Annotated in this window: 19 protein-coding genes and 1 pseudogene; 11 read left to right on the forward strand and 9 right to left on the reverse strand. The window is 70.2% G+C overall.

What is annotated here, in order from left to right; translation table 11 throughout:
- Window positions 1-39: 39 nt before the first annotated feature.
- The 3 genes from ACGFI7_RS30405 to ACGFI7_RS30415 are packed head-to-tail and all read left to right on the forward strand — an operon-like array spanning window position 40 to window position 4,440.
- The gene (locus ACGFI7_RS30405) at window positions 40-978 is read left to right on the forward strand and encodes an alpha/beta hydrolase (RefSeq protein WP_393410483.1); all 939 of its coding nucleotides are present in this window, start codon (window positions 40-42) and stop codon (window positions 976-978) included.
- Complete coding sequence (locus ACGFI7_RS30410) at window positions 971-2,716, forward strand: ABC transporter ATP-binding protein (protein WP_393410486.1); 1,746 nt, start codon at window positions 971-973, stop codon at window positions 2,714-2,716. The genes ACGFI7_RS30405 and ACGFI7_RS30410 overlap by 8 nt, the downstream gene beginning before the upstream one ends.
- The gene (locus ACGFI7_RS30415) at window positions 2,713-4,440 is read left to right on the forward strand and encodes an ABC transporter ATP-binding protein (RefSeq protein ID WP_393410489.1); all 1,728 of its coding nucleotides are present in this window, start codon (window positions 2,713-2,715) and stop codon (window positions 4,438-4,440) included. The genes ACGFI7_RS30410 and ACGFI7_RS30415 overlap by 4 nt, the downstream gene beginning before the upstream one ends.
- Window positions 4,441-4,448: 8 nt before the next feature.
- On the opposite strand, the gene ACGFI7_RS30420 is transcribed toward ACGFI7_RS30415, so the two are convergent.
- From ACGFI7_RS30420 to ACGFI7_RS30435, 4 genes are all read right to left on the reverse strand, one after another.
- A complete protein-coding gene (locus ACGFI7_RS30420) occupies window positions 4,449-5,501 on the reverse strand; it encodes a protein kinase family protein (protein WP_393410492.1) in 1,053 nt (350 codons plus the stop codon).
- Window positions 5,502-5,506: 5 nt separating this feature from the next.
- Window positions 5,507-6,892, reverse strand: a complete 1,386-nt coding sequence (locus ACGFI7_RS30425; RefSeq protein WP_393410495.1) for a hypothetical protein — start codon at window positions 6,890-6,892, stop codon at window positions 5,507-5,509.
- 90 nt (window positions 6,893-6,982) lie between these two features.
- On the reverse strand, window positions 6,983-7,819 hold the full coding sequence (locus ACGFI7_RS30430) for a hypothetical protein (RefSeq protein WP_393410497.1): 837 nt from the start codon (window positions 7,817-7,819) through the stop codon (window positions 6,983-6,985).
- Window positions 7,819-8,373, reverse strand: a complete 555-nt coding sequence (locus tag ACGFI7_RS30435) for an RNA polymerase sigma factor (RefSeq protein WP_393410499.1) — start codon at window positions 8,371-8,373, stop codon at window positions 7,819-7,821. The genes ACGFI7_RS30430 and ACGFI7_RS30435 overlap by 1 nt, the downstream gene beginning before the upstream one ends.
- 662 nt (window positions 8,374-9,035) lie before the next feature.
- On the opposite strand from ACGFI7_RS30435, the gene ACGFI7_RS30440 reads away from it, so the two are divergent.
- Window positions 9,036-10,772, forward strand: a complete 1,737-nt coding sequence (locus ACGFI7_RS30440; RefSeq protein WP_393410501.1) for a LamG-like jellyroll fold domain-containing protein — start codon at window positions 9,036-9,038, stop codon at window positions 10,770-10,772.
- Window positions 10,773-10,798: 26 nt separating this feature from the next.
- On the opposite strand, the gene ACGFI7_RS30445 is transcribed toward ACGFI7_RS30440, so the two are convergent.
- The 3 genes from ACGFI7_RS30445 to ACGFI7_RS30455 all read right to left on the reverse strand — a co-directional run bounded on the left by ACGFI7_RS30445 (window position 10,799) and on the right by ACGFI7_RS30455 (window position 13,285).
- A complete protein-coding gene (locus ACGFI7_RS30445; protein WP_393410503.1) occupies window positions 10,799-11,380 on the reverse strand; it encodes a dihydrofolate reductase family protein in 582 nt (193 codons plus the stop codon).
- A 65-nt stretch (window positions 11,381-11,445) separates the two neighbouring features.
- Complete coding sequence (locus ACGFI7_RS30450) at window positions 11,446-12,276, reverse strand: AraC family transcriptional regulator (protein ID WP_393410505.1); 831 nt, start codon at window positions 12,274-12,276, stop codon at window positions 11,446-11,448.
- Between the two features lie 76 nt (window positions 12,277-12,352).
- Entirely contained in the window at window positions 12,353-13,285 is a 933-nt protein-coding gene (locus tag ACGFI7_RS30455; RefSeq protein ID WP_393410507.1) for an NADP-dependent oxidoreductase, read from the reverse strand.
- Between the two features lie 75 nt (window positions 13,286-13,360).
- Here ACGFI7_RS30455 and ACGFI7_RS30460 point away from each other — a divergent pair, with 75 nt between their 5' ends.
- Complete coding sequence (locus ACGFI7_RS30460; protein WP_393410509.1) at window positions 13,361-13,768, forward strand: winged helix-turn-helix transcriptional regulator; 408 nt, start codon at window positions 13,361-13,363, stop codon at window positions 13,766-13,768.
- A 315-nt stretch (window positions 13,769-14,083) separates the two neighbouring features.
- The gene (locus tag ACGFI7_RS30465; RefSeq protein ID WP_393410510.1) at window positions 14,084-14,377 is read left to right on the forward strand and encodes a hypothetical protein; all 294 of its coding nucleotides are present in this window, start codon (window positions 14,084-14,086) and stop codon (window positions 14,375-14,377) included.
- A gap of 108 nt (window positions 14,378-14,485) precedes the next feature.
- Here ACGFI7_RS30465 and ACGFI7_RS30470 read toward each other — a convergent pair whose 3' ends face one another.
- Window positions 14,486-14,662 carry a tyrosine-type recombinase/integrase gene (locus ACGFI7_RS30470; protein ID WP_393410512.1) on the reverse strand — a complete coding sequence of 59 codons (177 nt, stop codon included), beginning with the start codon at window positions 14,660-14,662 and terminating at the stop codon, window positions 14,486-14,488.
- A 214-nt stretch (window positions 14,663-14,876) separates the two neighbouring features.
- A complete protein-coding gene (locus ACGFI7_RS30475; RefSeq protein ID WP_393410514.1) occupies window positions 14,877-15,371 on the reverse strand; it encodes an Lrp/AsnC family transcriptional regulator in 495 nt (164 codons plus the stop codon).
- A gap of 101 nt (window positions 15,372-15,472) precedes the next feature.
- Between ACGFI7_RS30475 and ACGFI7_RS30480 the strand changes: the two genes are divergently transcribed.
- The 5 genes and pseudogenes from ACGFI7_RS30480 (at window position 15,473) to ACGFI7_RS30500 (ending at window position 20,609) form a co-directional block, all read left to right on the forward strand.
- The gene (locus ACGFI7_RS30480; protein ID WP_393410516.1) at window positions 15,473-16,456 is read left to right on the forward strand and encodes a threonine/serine dehydratase; all 984 of its coding nucleotides are present in this window, start codon (window positions 15,473-15,475) and stop codon (window positions 16,454-16,456) included.
- Between the two features lie 53 nt (window positions 16,457-16,509).
- Window positions 16,510-17,073, forward strand: coding sequence for a dihydrofolate reductase family protein (locus ACGFI7_RS30485; RefSeq protein WP_393410518.1), 564 nt, complete (start codon window positions 16,510-16,512; stop codon window positions 17,071-17,073).
- Between the two features lie 549 nt (window positions 17,074-17,622).
- Window positions 17,623-18,411, forward strand: coding sequence for an NAD(P)-binding domain-containing protein (locus tag ACGFI7_RS30490; RefSeq protein ID WP_393410520.1), 789 nt, complete (start codon window positions 17,623-17,625; stop codon window positions 18,409-18,411).
- 296 nt (window positions 18,412-18,707) lie between these two features.
- Window positions 18,708-20,212, forward strand: a pseudogene (locus ACGFI7_RS30495) (ISL3 family transposase).
- A gap of 22 nt (window positions 20,213-20,234) precedes the next feature.
- Window positions 20,235-20,609, forward strand: a complete 375-nt coding sequence (locus tag ACGFI7_RS30500) for a tyrosine-type recombinase/integrase (protein ID WP_393410522.1) — start codon at window positions 20,235-20,237, stop codon at window positions 20,607-20,609.
- Window positions 20,610-20,625: the final 16 nt, after the last annotated feature.

Below are 20,625 nucleotides of genomic sequence, written 5' to 3' on the forward strand. Positions count from 1 at the left end.
GTTTCGAAACTAGAGGTAGCGAAACCTCGGGAGAAGACCATGAACGACATCACCACGATGCGGCGGCCGGCGGAGCCGAACTGGTCCACGGTGACGGCAGAGGAGCTGATCGCCTACCGCGACGCCGAGAACCGTGTCCGGGCGTCCACGGCGGCACGGGTGATCACCGGAGAGCCGGACCCCGGCGCCACGATCGGCTGGCAGCAGGTGGCGCTGCCCGGCCGCGAGCTCCCCGTCCGGGTCCACCGGCCCTCGGCCGCGGGCGCCCTGCCCCTCGTGATCCACGTGCACGGCGGCGCCTTCGTCGGCACGGCCGCGCAGAGCGACTGGGTCAACAGCCACCTCGCCGCCCACCTGCCGGCGGTCGTCGTCTCGGTCGAGCACCGCCTCCTCGACGGGGAGACGCCGCTGTCCGCCGCCGTCGACGACGGCTGGGACGTGCTCCGGCACGTGGTCGAACACGCCGGGACATGGGACGTCGACCCGGACCGCGTCGCCCTCTTCGGCGAGAGCTGCGGCGGGCTGATCAGCGCGCTGGCGGCCGTCAGGGCCAGGCGGGCCGGCCTGGGACTGCGGGCCCAGGTGCTGGTCAACCCGGCGGCCGACGTGACCTCGACGGCCTGCACGTACGACTCGGCGACCCGGTACGCGGACACGCCCACCCTGTCCCTGCCGCAGCTGCGGTTCTTCCAGCGGCTGGCCGTCCCCGAGGGCGCCGACGCCCGCGCGCTGTCTCCGCTGTACGCCGACGACCTGAACGGGCTGGCCCCGGCGCTCGTGGTGGTGCCGACCGCCGACCCGATCGCCGACCACGGCCGCCGCTACGCCGAGCGGCTCCAGGCGGCCGGGACGCCCGCGCGGCTCAGCGAGTACCCGGAGGCCGGGCACGCGTTCCTGAGCATGCCGGGCGTGGCGCCCCAGGCGGAGCCCGCCCGGGCGGAGATCCTCGCCTTCCTCAAGGAGGCCCTCGGTGAGTGACACCCGGCCGAACTCCGGTACCGTCGCCGGCCTGGTACGCCCGCACGCCGGCGGGTTCGCCGTCCTGGTGATCCTGCGGGTGATCGGCGCCGTGGCCGGCCTGGCGCCGCTGCTCGCGGTGGCCGAGCTGGGGCGCGCCTTACTGACGCCCGGCCCGGTCGATCGCGCCCACGTCTGGTTCGTGGTGCTCGCCGGCGTGGCCGGCCTGCTGGTCCGGCTGCTGTTCACCGCCGCGTCCTCGGGGATCGGGCACCTGCTCGACGGCCGGGTGCAGCTCGCGTTCCGGCGGCGGCTGGCCGAGCACCTGGGCCGCGTCCCGATCGGGTGGTTCTCCCGGCGCAGGACGGGTGAGCTGGCCAAGGTGGTGGGCGACGACGTGAGCGCCGTGCACCCGTTCATCGCGCACACGCCCGGCGAGCTCGTCTCGGCGTTCGTGGTGCCGCTGGTGTCGCTGGTCTACCTGTTCACGGTGGACTGGCGGCTCACGCTGATCACGCTGATCCCGGTGCTGCTGGCGGTGGCGCTGGTCCCGTTGATGATGACCCCGGCGCGGCAGGGGGAGCAGCGCGCGTTCGACGCGGCCATGGGGCGGATCGCCGACGCGGCCGTGGAGTTCGTGCAGGGCATCGCGGTGGTCAAGGCGTTCGGCGGGGCCGACCGTACGCACCGGAGGTTCCTCACGGCCACGGACGCGTTCGCCGACACGTTCCTGCGGTGGGCGCGCGGGCTGGCGCCGATCGCCGCCGGGATGCAGACGGCGCTGGCGCCACCGTTCGTGTTGCTGGTCATCCTGGCCGGCGGCACCGTGCTGATCGCGGGCGGCAGCCTGGCGCCGGCCGACCTGCTGCCGTTCCTGCTGCTGGGCCTGGGATTGACCGCTCCGATGGCGGCGCTGGGGCACGGGTTCGACGACATGCAGGCGGCGGGGCGCGCGGTCGGCCGGATCAAGGAGGTGCTGGCGGTGCGGCCGCTGCCCGAGCCCGGCCGCCCGGTCGCGGCGCGCGGGCACCGGGTGGAGCTGCGGGACGTGCACTTCGGCTACGACGCCGGCCGCACGGTCCTGCGCGGCATCGACCTGGCACTCGAACCCGGCACGATCACCGCGATCGTCGGCCCCTCGGGCAGCGGCAAATCCACGCTGGTCCAGCTGCTGCCCCGGTTCTTCGACCCCACCAGCGGCTCGATCACCCTGGGCGGCGTCGACCTGCGCGAGCTGGGCAGCGGCCGGCTCTACCGGACGGTCTCGTTCGTCTTCCAGGACATCCGCCTGCTGCGCGCCTCCGTCGCCGACAACATCGCGCTGGCGGTCCCGCGGGCCGACCGGGACGAGGTGGTCAGGGCCGCCAAGCTGGCCAACATCCACGACCGGATCCTGGAGCTGCCGCGCGGCTACGACACGGTGCTCGAGGAGGAGACCGGGCTGTCGCGGGGTGAGGCGCAACGCGTCGCCATCGCCCGCGCGCTGCTCGCCGACACCCCCGTCCTGGTGCTGGACGAGGCGACCGCGTTCGCCGACCCGCAGACCGAGCAGGCGGTACGGCACGCGCTCGCCACGTTGCGAGGCGATCGCGTCATCGTGGTCATCGCCCACCGCCTGGAGACGATCGCCGACGCCGACACCGTCGTGCTGCTGGACGACGGAGCCATCGTCGAGCGCGGCACCCCCGCCGAACTGCTGAGCCAGGACGGCAGGTTCGCCGCGTTCTGGCGATCCCACCGAGGAGACGAGCCCCGATGATCCGCATGCTGCTGCGCGTCCTGGGACACCAGTACGCGGGACCGGTGCGCCGCACCGTGGCCCTGATGACGGCGACCGCGGTCGTCGAGGGCCTGTCGTACGCCCTGCTGGTCCCCATGCTGCGGGCCCTGTTCGACGGTGACGCCGCCGCCGCCCGTCCCTGGCTGATCGCGTTCGGCGCGGCCGTCGCGGTCTACGCCGCGCTCCGCTACATGAGCGACCTGTCCGGGTTCCGCGTCGGGACCACGTTGCTGCGCGGCACGTACCGGCGGCTCGGCGACCACCTGGCCCGCCTGCCCATCGGCTGGTACGGCCCCGGCCGGGTGGGGGAGGTGTCGCTCCTGGCCAGCAGGGGCGTGCTCCAGGCGATGAGCGTGCTCGCGCACGTGCTGGCACCGTACGTATCCGCCGCCGTGACTCCGTTGACCATCGTCGCGGTGATGCTCGCCTTCAACTGGCAACTGGGGCTGGCCGCGTTGCTCGCCGCGCCCGTCGTGGCCGGGATCCAGCTCTGGACGGGCCGCGCCACGGCCGCCGCCGACGCCGAACGCCACCACCGTGACCAGCAGGCCGCCGGCCGGGTCATCGAATACCTGCAGGCCCAGCCGGTGCTGCGGGCAGGCGGCCGTACCGCCGAGCGCTTCGGCCTGCTCGACGACTCGCTGCGCGAGATCCAGCGAGCCTCCCGGCGCTCCATGCTGTCGGCGCTGCCCGGCATCCTCGGCCTGTCCCTCACCGTGCAGGCGATCTTCACCGCGCTGCTGGTCCTCGGCACGTACCTGGCGCTGGGCGGCGCCATCGGCCCGGCCGAGGTGCTCGCCATCCTGGTCCTGGCCACCCGCTGCGCCGACCCCCTCCTCTCCCTCGGCGACATCGGCGGCCAGATCCGCAGCGCCCGGGCCGAGCTGGCCAAACTCGACGCGGTCCTGCGCACCCCGCCGCTCCCCGAACCCGCCGAGCCCATCGAACCGGCCCGGCACGACCTGGAGTTCGACTCCGTGACCTTCCGCCACGGCGACCGCACGGTGATCGACGACCTCTCCCTGACCCTCCCCGAAGGCGGGCGCCTGGCCGTCGTCGGCCCCTCGGGCGCGGGCAAGAGCACCCTGCTGCAGCTCCTGGCCCGCTTCCACGACGTGGACACCGGCGCCATCCGCATCGGAGGCACGGACGTCCGCGCCATCGACACCCAGGCGCTCATGGCCAGGATCGCCATCGTCTTCCAGGACGTCTACCTGTTCGACGGCACCATCGAGGACAACATCCGGCTCGGCCGCGCCGACGCCACCGAAGCCGAGGTCCGCGCGGCGGCGACCGCCGCCCGCCTGGACGAGGTGATCGAACGCCTCCCGGACGGCTGGGCCACACCCGTCGGCGAGGGCGGCGCCCTGCTGTCCGGCGGCGAACGCCAGCGCGTCTCCATCGCCCGCGCCCTGCTCAAGGACGCCCCCATCGTGCTGCTGGACGAGGTCACCTCCGCCCTCGACCCGATCAACGAAGCCGCCGTCCACCAGGCCATCGAACGACTGATGGCGGGCCGCACGGTGGTGATGGTGGCACACCGCCTGCGCACCGTACGCGACGCCGACCACATCGCCTTCCTGGACAACGGCCGGGTGGTGGAACAAGGCACCCACGACGAACTGCTCAGCCACGGCGGACGCTACGCCGCCTTCTGGGCCATCTCCATGGCCCCCGCGGCGCCTGAAGGTCGGTTCACATGAGCCAGGACCTACTCGAGCGGCAGGGCGCGCCGCCCGGCGACCTGGCGGATCTTTTCCAGCGGGTACGGCGTCTTCCTGCTCTCACTCTGCAGCCGGTGGTAGAAGTCGTTCAGCACGGTGGCCAGGGGGCTGTTCCGCGTGAGCAGGGCAGCGACCCCACCGGGCACACCGGCCGGCGGCTCGCCCTCCGCCCACCGCCGCACCAGTTCGCGCCGGCCCGGCCAGTCGGCGCCGTGGAAGGCGCCGGCCAGCCAGTTCACCAGGTACGTCAGCGTGTAGGTGCGGTCGAAGGTGAGGTGTCCGCGGTAGAAGGCCCGCTCCTCCTCCGACAGGTCGAACCGGGCCGACACGGCCTGCCCGAAGTCGGTCGGATAGAAGCGGCGCCCGTCGGTGAGGATGTTGTCGAAATGCGCGTCGAAGTGCAGCAGGCCGCCCGCGTTCATGGAGGACACGGCCTCCCGCAGCCCCTGGTCCGCCAGGGCGCAGGCGCGGTCGGCGTCGCCCGCGCGCACCCGCTCATCCAGCCACTGGTGCAGGCTGTGGGGAAAGTGCTCCAAGAAGAGCGTCAGGGTCGCTGGAGCCGCCGCCAGCGCTTCGAGACGGCGGCGCACCCCTGGCGAGCCCTCCCAGAAGGTGACCGCCCGATCGATGTCGGCGAGCTCTCCGTACAGCGGGACGGGCTCTGGGCTGGGCAGCACCCGCCAGTGATACAGCAGCGGGAAGCCAGGGAACCGGCCGGTCAGGACCCACTCGGTGGTCATCGTGTGCGCGGCCAGTTCGCGCCAGGCGCCGAAACCGGGCGAGCCGATGCCGTACTGGCAGGAAGGCGGCAGCCCGAACAGGTTGGCCGTCGCGTGCGGGTGGCGTAGTTCGGGCTCGGTGAGGGGCACCCGTTTGACGAAGACCGGGGTGCCGCCGACCTCCAGCCGCGCGGACGTCCCGCCGATGCCGGCGCCGAGCGGCACGGCCTCGCGCTCCAGCAACTCGGCCAGTCGCCGGTCGTCGTAGCGGGCCATGGCCGTGGAGACGTCACGGTGGGTGGCTCGCCGCAGGGCTGTCATCGTGATCACTGTACTGCCGGCGACCGGCCGGCCTTCGCCGATCGGAAGGCGAGAGCGGCGGCCAGGCAGGCGACGGGAACGACGGGCAGCACGTACCGGTGGTCGAAGTCCAGGACCGCGACCGGGCCGACCAGCAGGCCCATCGCCACCGCCCACGGCAGCAGCGCCACGCCGGGCCGTCGTACCGCGGCGACCGCGCCCGCCAGGAGGATCAGGCCCAGGACCGGGCCGCGCAGGTAAGCGGCGTACTGATACCCGATGAGGAAATCCGCGTACGGCGACACCGACGACTGGCCGCGGATGTCCGGGTCGTACTCCCGCTTGACCTTGTCGATCAGCGGTTGGTCGGGCAATTCCCCGTGCCCGCTCCTGAAGCCGAACGCCGGGGTGGTGCGGTCGGGGTGCGGGATCGGCGTCCAGGAGAAGGCGATGGCGGTGTCGCGTACGACGTCGCCCAGGTAGTCCAGCGGCTGGGCGAGGATCGCGCCGATGGCGAACGAGCGGGCCAGGTCGTTGTGCCTGAAGCGGCCGCCGGGCAGCCGGTTGAGCGACGCCCCCGGGGCCCACACGTACTCGGAGGCCGCGTCCACCCTCGTCCCGTTGGGGCACAGGGGAGCCAGATCGGGCGGCGGCTGGATGCGGGCGCAGTCGGCGAATGTCATCGTGCGCGCCCACAGGGCGACCCCGTCGGCGCCGCTGATGGCGAAACGGCCGTGGTGCTGGGCGTACCAGGCGGCGTAACCCGTCAGGGGCAGGACACCCGCCAGGACCAGCGCGGCCAGTGGCCGCCACCCCACGCGTCGCCCGGCCAGCACGAGCACGACCAGCAGGAGCAGCGGCAGCGCGATCGTCCTGGTCAGCGCGGCCGCGGCGAACAACAGGCCGGCCCCGGCGGCGGCGGGGACGGACAACCGCGGCGACCACATCAGCACGGCCAGCCCGGCCACGACCAGGAAGATGAACTGCGTGTCCGACAGGACGGCATGCTCCAGCCGCAGGAAGGAGGCGTCGAACAGCAGCGGCACCGTCGCCGACGCAGCCACCCAGCCGGGCGCCGACCTGCGGCGCAGCACCGCGTAGAGCAGCATGCCGGTGCTCAGCCCGATGACGTGCTGGACGGCCGCCACCAGGTCCACGCTGTGGAACGGCAGCAGCGCCCGCAGCAGCAGCGGATAGCCGATCGGGTGAAAGGTCGCCGACGGAGCCGGGTGCACGGCGGTGTCGAGGTAGGTGAAGGAGTCGTACCAGTAGAGCGTGGCCGGGCGATAGCCGAGCATCGTCACCACCCGCAGTGCGGCGGCCAGGAGCAGCAGCACGGCGAAGAGGCGGTGGTCGGCGAGAACGGCGAGGCGGCGCCGCGCGGGCAGCGTCACGCGGGTGTCGGTGAGCACGCGAAATCCGATCGTGGGGGCATGACAAGGCCCGCGCATGCCGAGGCCGGCGCAGGGCGGATGGTGGAAGCTCTCGGTACCAGGCCGGGATCAGCAGCCGGGCGGCGCCGGGCTGGGCTGGGCAGTGGGTTCGGCGCCGACCAGCAGGAGGGCCTGGCCGTCGGCGGTCATGACGCCGTCCTGGACGTACCAGCCGCCGGGAGCGGAGGGAGCTGCGTGCTTGCCATGCTGGATGTACGACGGTGTGACGCCGCGCTCGCGCAGCAGCGCCGAGATCTCCGCGACGCTCTTGTTGACGTAGTCCTCGCAGTGCAGAGGCTCGCCGGGCATGGCGATGCCGGGCGGCATGAGGTACTTCTCACCAGGCAGGGCCCGCCGGCCGAGAGTGACCGAGGCCTTCTTGCCGAAGTCGACCGGCACTTTGATGCCGACGGCGCAGCCGACGGGCCGCTCGCACGAGCCCGGGGCGTCGATCGTGCTGATCGGGCCGTCAGCGGGCACGGGATGCCCGGCTCGCAACCGTTCCACGTCGTTGATCACGAATATCTGGCCTGTCATGCTCGCTGAGGTCGGCGCCAGGCGGAGTGTGATGTCCAGGCCCCTGGCCCGCAGCTCCCGCTGGTACACCTCCGGCTCGGCCAGCAGGTCCTTGACCGTGATCACGTAGTGGTCGTCCACCAGTTCGATGTCGAGCGCGGCGGAGGCGGGCGCCTGAGCGACGCCGAAGGACAGCAGGGCCGCCAGCGTGGCCAGCACCGGCACGGCCGCCCACCTGCGCGGCCGCGGCAGGGCCAACCACCTGCGGCGGCGGGCGGGGGCCGGGACGGGGACGGAGGTGATCTCCTCGAGCAGTTCCCTGGCGATCGGCGTCATGCCGGGACCGGGATCGGGCGCGATGCCGGCAACCAGGCGGTCGATCTCGTGCATCACACAGCCCCCTTCGTCATCGCGACGGCGCGCAGGCCGATGCGGGCCAGGTCGACGCCGGCCGCGTTCAGCTGCCTGGCCAGCCGTTTACGGGCCCGATGCAGTCGCAGCCGGGCGTTGGCCCGCGAACACCCCAGGACGGTGGCGATCTCGTCGGCGCTCAGGCCCTCCCAGCCGGCCAGCGCGAGGATCTCCCGGTCGGCGGAGGTCAGCCGCGCGAACGCCTCCTGAAGGCTCGTCAGGCCCTCGCCGGCCTCGGTGTGCTCCGCCCACATGGCGAGCTGGTGCCCGAGCCGCTCCACCAGCTCGCCGCGGCGCGACTCGGCGCGGCGGCCGTTGGCCAGCACCCGGCGGGCCACACCGAACAGCCACAGGCGTGCGTCCCGCCCCTCGGGTATGTCGTCCAGCCGGCGCCAGGCCGTGGCGAACGTCTCAGCGAGGGCATCGGCCGCGTCCTCATGGGAGTCGGTACGCCGCCGGACATAGGCAAGGATGTCAGCGTAGTTGGCAACGTACATCACCTCGAAGCGCTGCTTGCGGTCATGGCGGGTCACGCTGCCTTCTCTCATCCGACAGGTCCGACACCCCGTACATGTCCGGACCCGTCAGATAGTTTCACCCCGATTTCCGGCGAAATATGGCTCTTCCGTCGGTGGGGCACGACTGTGCGCTCTGACGGAAAGTCTGTGCGCTCTCACGAAAGACCGGGCCTGGCCGGTGGTCCAAGCGCAGACCACCGAGGCGGCGGCCTCGCTCAGTGATCCCCCGCCCTTCTATTCGTGCAAGGACGGTGGGTGGCAGCCGGCCTGGGCCGGGCCACGGGTCAACCCGCATTCCGACGGGCAGTGCGAACGGCATCGTGTGCCAGACGCCGCGCAGGTCGCCGTAGACGCCGGCGCCGGTCGGCAGCGTCCCGAAAGCCCACATGCGCGCGGCAGGCCTTCGCCCGGTTCCTCCCGCCGAAACGTGAACTGTGCGCTGCGGGCCGGCCCGGACAGCAATCGGTGTGCGGAACAGCCGGGCTGACTTTCTTTCAGGACATCGCTCGTACCACTTTTTCGGTGGCTATCGTCTGTCCCAGGGGCCCCTTTGAGATGGACGGGGAGAAAGCGCAGTGCATGGTTTATGGCGCGTCATCACGGGGTTATGCGTAGGAGCAGCGCTTCTGGCGCCCACAGCAGCGTCGGGGGACGCGGATCTGGTGGCCGCCTACGGCATGGAAGAAGGATCGGGGACCACCGTTCACGATCTCTCCGGCAACGGCAATGACGGGACCGTCGCGAACCCGCGGTGGGTGGACGGCAAGTACGGCAAAGGGCTGCGCGTCGGGCAGCTGGACCAGATCCTGACGGTGCCGGACGCGCCGAGCCTGCGCACGTCCGGCGGGCTGACCGTGGAGGCCTGGATCAAGGCCGACGGCTACTGCCCGATCCTCCTGGGCAAGGACGACTCCTACTGGATGGGAGGGACCTGGGGCGTCAGGGCGGGCGGCCGGGACCACCACGGCGGGTCGATCGGCGAGTTCTGGGGGGAGTGGGTTCACCTGGCGCTCGTGTACGACGGGAGCACGCTGCGCTACGTGCTCGACGGCCTCCACTGGGCCGGTGCGCCGCTCCCGGTGACCGGGGCCGTCGACTACGACTCCGGCCCGCTGAAGATCGGCCAATCCTGTCCTGACGCGATCGTCGACGAGGTACGCGTCTACCAGCGAGCCCTGAGCGACGAGGAGCTCCAGCAGGACATGCTGAAGGCGGTCGTCGCGGACGAGCGGCCCGCGGCTCCCGTGGTCTCGGCCGACCTCAGCACAGGCACGATCCAGCTGTCCTGGCCGGCGGCCGGGGACGATCACGGCATCTCGGCCTACGAGATCCACGAGGTCGGCTCCGCCGGGGACCCTGTGGACGCGTACAGCCTGGTCGCCACGGTGACCGGGCTGACCTGGAACCCGGGCTGCGTCCCCCGCAACTCGATCCACCAGTACCGGGTCGTGGCCCTGGACACTCTGCGCCAGCCCAGCCCGCCATCGGAGACGGCCGGAGGAAGGGTCTCCAACCCGGACTGCCCGCCGACGGCGCCAAGAGTGACGGTGTCCCCCCACGACGGCTGGGCCGAAGTACGGCTGAGCGGCGCCCATGACGACCGCGGCGTCGCCGAGGTCCAGCTGCACCGGTCGAGGACGTCCGCCTTCACTCCGTCCGCGGCGACGCTCGTCGCCCGCGTCGCGGGGACGACGACGGAGCTCATCGACCATGTGCCCGCTCGCGCCACCTATTACTACGCGACGCTGGCGGTGGACACCACCGGGAACGTCAGCACACGGTCCCCCGTCGTCTCCGCCCTGATCGAAGCGCCGCCCGACCTCGGGACGACGCTGACGGGCGCCTACGGGCTGAACGAGGGCACCGGCACGACACTGGGCGACTCATCCGGCCGGGGCCACACCGGCACGGCCACCCATCCGTCCTGGGTGAGCGGGAAGTACGGGAAGGCACTGGCCTTCGGTCACGCCGCGACCGCCATCGTGCCCGACCTGGACGCGCAGGGGAAGGTCACCTTGTCGGCCTGGGTGAAGCCGAAGACGAACGCCCGCTACCTGCAGGCCCTGTCACGCAGCGGGTTCACGATGCACGTCAGCGACTGGCCCGATGACGCGCCGTCCGCCTCGTTGGGCAGTGGGCAGGTCGCCGTCGGGCCGCAGGTCCTGCCGGTGGACACGTGGACCCATCTGACCGCCACCTACGACGGCAGGGAGATCCGCCTCTACGTGAACGGTCAATCTGTCCGTGGCGTCGAGAACACGTACGGACTCTCCGAGAATCCGGGTGAGCTGGTCATCGGGCAGAGCCATCCCCTCGGCACCTTGGACGGCATGGTCATCGACGAGGTCCGCACCTACGACGCCGCCCTGACACCGGAGCAGATCCAGGACATCATGACGGCTCCCATCGGCTGAACCGCGACGGCCTAAGCTCGGATCGGTCAGCGGCGCACCGGGTAGCGCAGGTGAAGCACGCGGTTGGCCTGAATCACCACGTCAGGGTCCTCCAGCAGGTGCTGCGCGTCGACCGATCCGAAGAAGCGCTTGCCGGACCCGAACACGACGGGCACGACGTCCATGCGCACCTCGTCGACCAGGCCCGCGGCCAGCGCCTGGCCACCGACGTCGCCGGCGGCGACCTCGATCAAGCGGTCGCCCGCCAGCTCCCGCGCCTTGGCCATGGCCGCCTCGACGCCGTCGACGAAGTGGAACGGCGCGTCGGGGTCCCAGCCCTCGGGCGGTGGCCGGTGCGTCACGACGACCACGTGGTCGATGCCGCCCGGCGGCTTGCCGTCCCAGCCGTCCGTCAGGTCGAAGACGTGGCGGCCGGCGATCGTGACTCCGATCTGGTCCCAGTACGCCCGGGTGTAGTCGTAGGAGGTCTGCGACACCTTCACCACGCCGCTCTCGTCCAACGGGACGTCACCGCTGGTCAGCCAGTCGAACAGCGGTCCGGGCTGATCACTCTCGTCCGCGATGAAGCCGTCCACCGACACCGAGCTGTACATGACGACCTTGCCCACGGGACCCTCCTCTGCTCTGGGGCCCTCAAATTAGCGTGTCGCGAGCTTGCCGCTCTTGTAAGAATTCAATCGGCCGGCAGCGGCCAGCCCTCGAACGCGTGGCCGGGATGTTCGCGCAGGAACCGCCGCCGGACCTCGACGTACCGGGTCGGCGTGAGCCCGGTGAACGCCCGGAACTCGTGGCCGAAGTGGGCCTGGTCGAAGTAGCCCGCGCCATCGGCGAGGCTGCTCCAGTCGATGGGTCCGGCGGGGTCGATCGCGAACACGGTGGCGGTGAAGCGGTGGGTGCGGGCCAGCCGTTTCGGCGTGACGCCGATGATCTCCTTGAACCGCTGTGCCAGATGAGTGCTGCTGACACCGGCTGCCGCGCACAGGTCGCCGATCGCCACCGCCCCGCCGGCCGCCGCGATGACGCTGCTCGTACGGCGGACCAGCTCCAGACCGGCGGTCTCGCGCAGCCGCCGCATCAGCTCCTCCTCGAGCAGCGTCAGCATCTCGTACGGCCCGGCCGCCGTGGCCAGCCTGTCCCGCAGCTCGGCGACGGCGGGCCGGCCCCACACCTGCTCCACCGTCACCGGCCGGTCGCACAGCTCGGTCGCGGGCATCGGCAGGAACGGCGCCGGCCCCCACGGCTTGAAGTGCACGCCGACGGACCGGGTCTCCGGCGGATATCCGAACTCGAAGGCGCGGGTGGGCATTGTGACCACGCAGCCGTCGGCGTACTCGGCCGTCTCCAGGTCGGTGCCGGCGCGGATGCGAAACGGCGCCCCGAGGTTGACGATGAGCAACGCCGCCGGCATCGGCGGCAGCGTCAGCCGGGCGTACGGCGGCGCGCCCTCCAGGTAGTAAAGGTCGTCGATCAGCCCGTCCAGCGGCGGCCGCGGCACTCTGGACACGTACTCCACGCTCCCAGTATCGCCGAGGCCCGGCGCGGACCTGAGGGAGCTTGATCGCCTGTATCTGGCTGCCGGTTCAGGGGGTCAGGACCACCCGGCCGCGTAGTCCGCCCTTTTCCAGCAAGGCGTGGGCGCTCTGCGCGTCTTCCAGCGGGAGCGTCTGCGCGACATGCAGCGTGAGCACTCCGGCGTCGACGAGAGCGGACAGCTCGGTCAGGCGACGGCCGTCGGCGAAGACCTCCTGGACGACGACGCGCGTGCCTCGAATGGACGGCGGCGCGAAGGGGGCGACCAGGGCGACGAACGTGCCCTCCCCGCGCAGGGCCTGGTGCGCGGTGATGCCGAGGACAGCCGCGTCGATCACGGCGTCCACCCCTCCGGGGACGATGGACCGCACCGCCGGCCCCAGGTCGTCCGCGGAGGTGATCACCTCGTCCGCGCCCAGCGCGCGTACGCGTTCAGCGTCATCGGGTCGCGCCAGGGCGATGGTACGCAGCCCTCGAAGGGCGGCCAGCTCGATCACGAACCCGCCGACGCCTCCCGATGCTCCTGTGATCAGAAGCTTCTCACCTCGACGGAGGCCGGTGAGATCAAGCGCCCGATCGGCCGTCAGAGCGTTCAGGGGGAGGGTCGCCGCCTTCGTGAGAGACACCGAGCGGGGAGCCGGCGCCAAAGCCGATTCGTCGAGCACGACATAGTCAGCGTGCGTTCCGCCCGCGAAGAGCAGATCTCTCAGGCCGACGACGGGATCACCGAGCTGAAAGCGTTCGGCTCCCGGGCCCAGCGCCTCCACAGATCCCGCGACATCCCACCCCAGGCTAAGCTGGGCGGCAGGGGCGACAAGGCCGGCTTGGGTAAGGCGTCCGGCGCGGGCGGACAGGTCGATCGGGTTGAGCGAGGCACCCTTGACTTTCACCAATACCTGGCCGTGGCCGGGCTCGGGTGTCGGGGTGTCGATGATTTCGAGTGTTTCTGGGCCGCCGAAGCGGCGAACGACGACGGAACGCATGCGACTGACAGTAGAAAGACGCGCGTGCCACCGGAAGACGGCACCTGAAAGTGCCTACGGTACGCAGGAGGAACCATGTCGACGATGAGCGCCGCAGAAAGACGCGATGTCGCGCGTCGCGCGTACAACGCCAACCTCGCCGAATGCCCCGGCCACGAAATTCTGGCGACACTGAGCGACAAATGGGTCACCCTGGTGCTGAGCGCGCTCGCCGACGGCCCGCTGCGGCACAGCGAGCTCAGCCGGATCGTCGCGGGCGCGACTCAGAAAATGCTCACGCAGACGCTGCGCAAGTTGCAACGAGAAGGACTGATCACTCGTACGGTCAGCGCCTCGTCACCTCCGCGGGTCGACTACGACCTCACCGGCCTGGGGCATACCCTCCTGCCCGTTCAGCGGGCCATCAAGGCGTGGGCGGAAAGCCACATCGAGGAAGTGCACGCCGCCCGAGCCCGCTACGACGGTGGCGAGCACGACACATGAGAGGTGATTGTCCTCGCGAATGCCGGCGGCGAAGGCGCCATTTGAAGTCGCATGAAGATTTGTGCACATGGCCATCGGAAGTCTCGATGGGAAGTCTCATATCACTGCCTTTTTGAGACCGCCTTCATTTCCTGACCCTGGTGTCGCATGGCGTGAAACGAGGGGTATATGTCCTTGACGCCCTGGAGTTTCTCCTCGCACCCTTGACGGGTGCATCGTCGCCGCTGGCCGCGGCGGGGGTTGGCGTCCGGGCGGCGCGTCACCACGCATCGGACGCAGGCGGCGCAGCCGGCCCAGGACCATCCCGACGTACGCGTGGACAAGGATCCGATCTACATCAGGGACGGCAAGGTGTGGTCGTCGGCGGGCGTGACCGCGGGCATCGACCTGGCGCTCACCGTGGCGAGGTACATGGTGATGTTCCTGCGCCGGCGGGGGACCAGTCGCAGTTCAGCGTGGCCCTGTGGTCGACTCGACCGTCCCACCGATCCCATCCGTGCCGAGGTGGAGGCCATTCACGCCGACCCCGGCCGCCGGCTGAGCATTTCCGATCTCGCGGCGTACGCGAAAGCCTACGGATTACCGCAGCCGTCACCGGGGTCCCCGTAGCAAACGGCGAAATCCCAACGGATTAAGGCCTGACCTGCGGGTTCTCGCGTGCCGCGGTTCTTGTTGATCATCTCCGCTACGGGGAGGCCCGGAGAAACACGTGAAGCGCTAGTCGAAAACTCGGTCGACGGCAGCTTGCTCGGCTGTGCCGGCGCGGAAATACCGAGCCGAGGTGTCGAGGGAGGCGTGGCCGAGGAGGGCCTGGACCTGTGCGACGTCGGCGCCGCCTTCGCGGAGCCGGGTGGCGTAGGTATGGCGGAGCAGAGGATCGACGTGACCGGTCATGATCACTATCGTCCCGCTCATGACGGCCGGGGTCACGCGTGTTCGACGTTTCGCGCCTACTGCTCTGGCTCCGTGCCGAGCCGCCCGGGCCCTGCTCGCGCCGGGGGGCAGAGCACGTACGAGGGAAAGGGGATAGTCATGTCGCTGACCAGGGCGATCGCGGCCCCGCCCAGTGTGCCGCACGGCCACGATGGTATGGGCGCCCGTCTTGTGGTCAAGAGGGCTGTGGTGCGGGCAGCGGAAGGGCCAGGCCGGTTTTGATGGTGTCGAAGACGACCAGGGTCTCGTATCGCCTGATGTTGTCGTCCGCCTTGAACAGGCGATCGCCGAGTCGGCCGCAATCGCGCGTGCTTCGCGCGGCCAGGACGACCACGTAGTCCCACGGTCCCGCGACCCGATAGCACTGCTGGACCTGCGGGTCCGAGCGCATCCGGTCGGCGAAGGCGTAGTGGTGCTCGAACGATTCCTGGACCAGGGTCACCAGGACCGTGGCCAGGACAGCGGGACCGAAGCGGTGCGGGTCGAGGACCGAGACCTGCCTGGTGATGAGGCCGTCCTTGCGATAGCGGGCGATCCGCCGCTGGACGGCGCTCGGTGAGAGCCCGACCCGCTCGCCGAGGTCGTGCAGGGTGCGTCCGGCGTCGTGTTGAAGGAGGTCAAGGAGCTGGGCGTCGATCTCGTCCAGGCGGGGTGGCGGCGGTTCGGGCATGCAAGATTATTGCGTTCCAGCGCGAAAATTTTCAATCGCTTCGATCGGAGGTTCGACTAGCCTCGGCCAGGTCCGGAAGCTTCCAAGGAAGGGCGGCACGCGTGGATCTGGACGTGGCACGGATCGAGAAGGCCGCGCGGGTGATCGATCCGGTGTTCCTCAACACCCCGCAGTACCTCGACGAGCAGCTGTGCCGGGCACTGGGGGACCGCGCGGTGACAGTGAAAGTGGAGACGGCCAATCCGGTGCGCAGCTTCAAGGGCCGGGGCGCCGATCTGATGCTGAGCACGCTCGCTCCCGGCACGCCGGTGGTATGTGCCAGCTCGGGCAACTTCGGGCAGGCCGTCGCCTACGCGGGACGGGCCCGCGGGATGCCGGTCGAGGTGTTCGTGCCCGAGACGGTCAATCCCGGCAAGCGGGAGCGGATGGAGACCTTCGGCGCCCGGGTCATCGCGGCGGGCGCGGACGGCTCGTCGGCGCGGAAGGCCGCGGCCGCCCACGCCGAGGACTATCCTGACCGCGTCTACCTGCAGGACGGTCTGCAGGCGGCGATCGCCGAGGGCGCCGGGACGATCGGGGTCGAGTTGACCTGCGGCGCATCAGGCGGCGCGGGCGGTCCGGGCTTTGACGCCGTCGTGCTCCCGGTCGGCGACGGCGCGCTGATCAACGGTGTGGGGCGCTGGATGAAGGAGCACGCTCCCGACACCCGGATCGTGGGGGTCAACGCGGAAGGCGCCCCCTCGATGCTGGAGAGCCTGCGCGCCGGCCGTGCGGTCTGCATCGAGCGTGCCCGCACCTTCGCCGACGGCATCGCGGTGCGCAGCCCGCTGGAGGCCTCGGTGCGGCGGGCTCGAGCCCTGGTGGACGAGATCGTCCTGGTGAGCGACGAAGCCATCGCGGCTGCCATGGAGCTGGCGGCGCGCACGCTCGGGATCGTCTTGGAACCGGCGGGGGCGGCGGGCCTGGCGGCGATCGCCGAGGGTATGGTCCCCGGCGACCGATTGGCGGCAGTGCTGACCGGCGCCAATCCGCGTCCCGAACAGGACTGGGAGCCGTTGAGGGTGAGTAAGCGGGAGCCGCGCTGATGAGCTGCGGCGTAGAGAACAGGAGCAGGTTCATGTCGGTATCAGTGCTTGACATGTCGATGTCGCTCGACGGGTACATCGCGGGTCCGAACGACAAGCCCGGCAACCCAGGCGGTGACGGCTTCGCGCGGCTCCACGAATGGGGCCTCACGCCAGACGGGGAGTTTCGCCGGTCCGGTCCGGCCGGGGAGGTGCTCGGCGAAATGGCGACGGCCGGTGCGGTCCTGGCGGGACGGCGTACCGCGGAGCAAGTCGATCACTGGGGCGGTGATCATAACGGGCAGGGCATCCCGGTCTTCGTGGCCAGTCATCGGCCACCCGACTCGTCCGCGGCGAGTTTTCCGCTGGTGACCTACGTAACCGACGGGATCGAAAGCGCGATGGCACAGGCCAAGGCCGCTGCCGGGGACCGGCACGTGCATGTGATCGGCGCCTACACGGCGCAGCGGGCCATCGAGGCCGGGCTGCTGGACGAGGTGCAGATCCATCTGGTCCCGGTGCTGTTCGGCGGTGGCCGGCGGCTGTTCGACGTGTTGCCGTCGCATGTGGAGCTGGACATCGTTCGGGTGATCGACACACCGGAGGCCACCCACATCCGCTACCGCATCCGCCGCTGATCCGATCGGTGCCGCTCTTTTGCGAAAACGCACGTCACGCGGCACTGCCCGCCCAGATCCAGGTCGACTCGGCCGTCGCCACCCCCCTGGTCCCGTTGTGCGTCATCGGAGCGTTCAGCGCCATCGCCTGGCTCTGGCGGACGTGGGCTGTAAAAGCCGGACGACCGATAGGCCCGCCCGGCCGCGACCGTGATGTCGTGCTCGGTACGAGCGTCGGGCTGACCGGGCTGCTCACCAGGGACACCTCCGGCGAGATCGGCTGCCGGCGGCGCCGGGCCCGGCCGGGATGGTTGCCTGCCTGGCCGGCCTCCTGTCGGTCACACTGCTCCGCGACCGGTATGGCGCCGACTCCAGCGAACTCCCCACGTGATTGGCGGACGGCAACCATCCCGACGATGCCGCCCGAGCCCTAGCCCGCCCCGAAATACGCGAAGGGGCCGGGGCGGGGACACTGCGGCGCTCCCGACGCGGATTCGACTGCCACAAACCCAACGTCACAGACCCGAGCCAACACGGGTCACCGCCGCAACACACGACGAAGGAGGCACAATGAAGCGCATCGGCATCATCGGGGTAGGTGAGATCGGCCGAGCCATCGTGGTGGGCTTGTGTGAGGGAGCCGGCAACTCCCCCGAGGTGTTCCTCTCCCCGCGGGGAGCTCGCACGGCCGCCGAACTGTCCGAGCGCTACGAGAACGTACAGGTGTGCGCCGAGAACCAGGAGGTGCTGGACTGCTCCGAGATTGTGATCATCGCCGTACGCCGCCACGACCAGCACGAAGCACTGCGCGGCTTGAAAGTGGACGACGACAGGATCGTGGTCAACGTGATGGCCGGTGTCGGCAACGACGACCTGCGCCGGACATTGGCTACCGGCGCCCCGCTGGTACGGGCCATCCCCCTGCCCGCCGTACGCGAACGCCGCTCCGTCACAGTGACGCACCCCTCGCACCCGGACGTGGATACTCTCTTCTCGCACCTGGGCGGGGTGCTTCCGGTCGAGGACGAGGCGGCCTTCAACGTCTTCTCCGCGCTGACGGGAACGCTGACCACCTACTACTCCTACCTCGCCACAATCACGTCGTGGGCCACCGGCCACGGCATCGCCCTCGAAGCCGCCGACAGCTACGTCCGCGGCCTCTTCCAGGGCGTCGGCCGCGCCCTGAGCGACCAGACCCGTTCCCTGCACCAGCTCGCGGCCGACCACGAGACCCCGAACGGCAGCAACGAACGCATCCGCACCACATGGTTCACTCCGGCCAACGCTCAAGCCCTCCACAAGGCCCTCGATGACCTTCTCACCGGCCTTGAGGGACAACGGGACAGCGGTCCGCGGTAACGGGGCTCCACTTCTCGTCTCTCGCAAACGAGCGATTCCGATAGAAGATCATCAACACGTCTCAGGGGATCGGGTCCCCGTAGCAAACGGCGGAAATCCAACGGATTAAGGCCTGACCTGCGGGTTCTCGCGTTCCACGATTCTTGTTGATCATCTCCGCTAGGGACTGTAAGAAAACAACGGCTCTGGCCCACTTTCGGTGGTGACGGAGCGTGATAGCTCGTGTCGGTACATGACCCTCTCGCCGTGCTGTGCCAGCGTGACGCCGGTGTGATGTTAAGGATCTTGCGGGGCTTGTGTTCCCGCAGCTGGCTGACCTGGTCGTCGGCAGCGTTCAATCCAGGGGCGGCGTGATCCTGGTGCATGTCACGTCCAATGGCGCGCCGGTGGAGTGCCCCGGCTGTGGAGCGGCTGGCCGGGTGCATGGTTATGTGGACCGGCAGCTGGCGGACCTGCCGTTGGCTGGGCACCGAGTACTCGTGCGGCTACGGTTGCGGCGGTTAAGGTGCCCAACGGTCGGGTGCGAGCGGCAGACGTTCCGGGAGCCGCTGCCTGGGCTGGCCGAACCGTATCAACGTCGCACGATCGCCCTGGCCACGCAGGTGGGGGCGGTGGTTCGGGAGCTGGCCGGCCGGGCGGGATCTCGGCTGCTGGACGTGCTGGGAGTCTCGATCTCGCGGCAGAGCGCGGTCCGGTCGTTACTGCGTCTGCCCCTGCCTGTCCGTCCGGTACCGGAGGTGATCGGGGTGGACGACTTCGCACTCCGTAAACGGCACCGCTACGCCACTGTGATCATCGACGCGGTAACCCGGGAGCGGATCGACGTGCTCGCCGATCGTCAGGCCGACACCTTGGAGGCGTGGCTACGTGCCCATCCCGGCGTGCGGGTGGTGTGCCGGGACAGCAGCGGCGCCTACGCCGAGGCGATCCGTCGTGCCCTGCCCGGGGCGGTGCAGGTCGGTGATCGCTGGCATAGCTGGCACAACCTGGCCGAAGCCGTGGTCAAGGAGGTTGCCGCGCATTCGGTCTGCTGGGGCAAGACCGGCCCGCCGCCCAAGGACGGGGTGCGGGCCGCCACCACCCGCGAGCGCTGGCAGCAGGTCCACGCTCTGCTCGACCAGGGCGTGGGGCTGCTGGAATGTGCCCGGCGCCTGGGTGTGGCGTTGAACACCGTCAAGCGGTATGCCCGCATCAGTGAGCCCGAGCGGCTGGTCAGGGTCCCGAAGTACCGGCCTACGCTCGTCGATCCGTTCCGTGATCACCTACGCCGCCGCCGTGCTGAAGAGCCCGCCGTCTCGGTTCAGCAGTTGCTCGCCGAAATCAGGGAACTCGGCTACACCGGCAGTCAGAACCTGCTGTACCGATACATCAACCAAGGCAGGGTCGAGTGCGACCAGCTCGCGATCTCGCCGAAGCGGCTGGCCGGTCTGCTCCTTAGCGAACCAGGCACACTGACCGACGCCCAGCGGGAACGGCTCGATGCCGCCATCGCCGCCTGTGGCGAGGTGACCATGCTGAGCGGCCTCGTCCGGGACTTCGCCGCCCTCCTCGACCCCAAGGACGGCAACGATCGGCTGCTGACCGCCTGGATAGGGCTCGCACGACATGTCGACCTGCCGCACGTGCATGCCTTCACCCGCGGCCTAGTCAATGATTGCGATGCGGTAAACGCCGCGCTCTGCCTGCCGTTCCACAACGGCGGTACCGAAGGCGTCAATACCAAGACCAAGCTTCTCAAAAACGGCAGATGTACGGCCGCGCCGGGTTCGCTCTCCTCCGTCACCGCATCCTGCTCGGCTAGCCACGTTCCGTCACCACCGAAAGTGGGCCAGAGCCGTTATCTAGACAGACCCCAACCCGGCCCGCTGTGGACTGGCCAGCGCGGAGCCCTGACCATCTCTGGGATCGTCCAGGTCGTACTGGCCGTCGGCGCCGACGCCAAGCTCTCCGGCCTGCGCCCCCATCGGCTCCGCCATACCTACGCCACCCGGCTGCGCGAAGGCGGTGCCGACGTCGCTCAGGTCCAGGCCCTCCTCGGCCACGCCTCCCTCGACACCTCGGCTCGGTATTTCCGCGCCGGCACAGCCGAGCAAGCTGCCGTCGTCGACCGAGTCTTCGACCCGCGTTCCGCAGCTGTGTGGCGAGAAAAGCACACAGATCTGTGGCTTGAGCTGCGGAAATGCTTGCGGGCATGCTGATGCGGCGTGTCACTAG

This window comes from Nonomuraea sp. NPDC048826, assembly GCF_043198225.1.
In the GTDB taxonomy this organism is placed as follows: Bacteria; Actinomycetota; Actinomycetes; order Streptosporangiales; family Streptosporangiaceae; genus Nonomuraea.

Bases quoted from the DNA above. Each gene is read 5' to 3' on its own strand.
- ACGFI7_RS30405 (WP_393410483.1), top strand. From the start codon at position 40: ATGAACGACATCACCACGATGCGGCGGCCGGCGGAGCCGAACTGGTCC.
- ACGFI7_RS30415 (WP_393410489.1), top strand. From the start codon at position 2,713: ATGATCCGCATGCTGCTGCGCGTCCTGGGACACCAGTACGCGGGACCG.
- ACGFI7_RS30420 (WP_393410492.1), bottom strand. From the start codon at position 5,501: ATGACAGCCCTGCGGCGAGCCACCCACCGTGACGTCTCCACGGCCATG.
- ACGFI7_RS30430 (WP_393410497.1), bottom strand. From the start codon at position 7,819: ATGCACGAGATCGACCGCCTGGTTGCCGGCATCGCGCCCGATCCCGGT.
- ACGFI7_RS30440 (WP_393410501.1), top strand. From the start codon at position 9,036: ATGGAAGAAGGATCGGGGACCACCGTTCACGATCTCTCCGGCAACGGC.
- ACGFI7_RS30455 (WP_393410507.1), bottom strand. From the start codon at position 13,285: ATGCGTTCCGTCGTCGTTCGCCGCTTCGGCGGCCCAGAAACACTCGAA.
- ACGFI7_RS30460 (WP_393410509.1), top strand. From the start codon at position 13,361: ATGTCGACGATGAGCGCCGCAGAAAGACGCGATGTCGCGCGTCGCGCG.
- ACGFI7_RS30470 (WP_393410512.1), bottom strand. From the start codon at position 14,662: ATGACCGGTCACGTCGATCCTCTGCTCCGCCATACCTACGCCACCCGG.
- ACGFI7_RS30475 (WP_393410514.1), bottom strand. From the start codon at position 15,371: ATGCCCGAACCGCCGCCACCCCGCCTGGACGAGATCGACGCCCAGCTC.
- ACGFI7_RS30485 (WP_393410518.1), top strand. From the start codon at position 16,510: ATGTCGATGTCGCTCGACGGGTACATCGCGGGTCCGAACGACAAGCCC.
- ACGFI7_RS30490 (WP_393410520.1), top strand. From the start codon at position 17,623: ATGAAGCGCATCGGCATCATCGGGGTAGGTGAGATCGGCCGAGCCATC.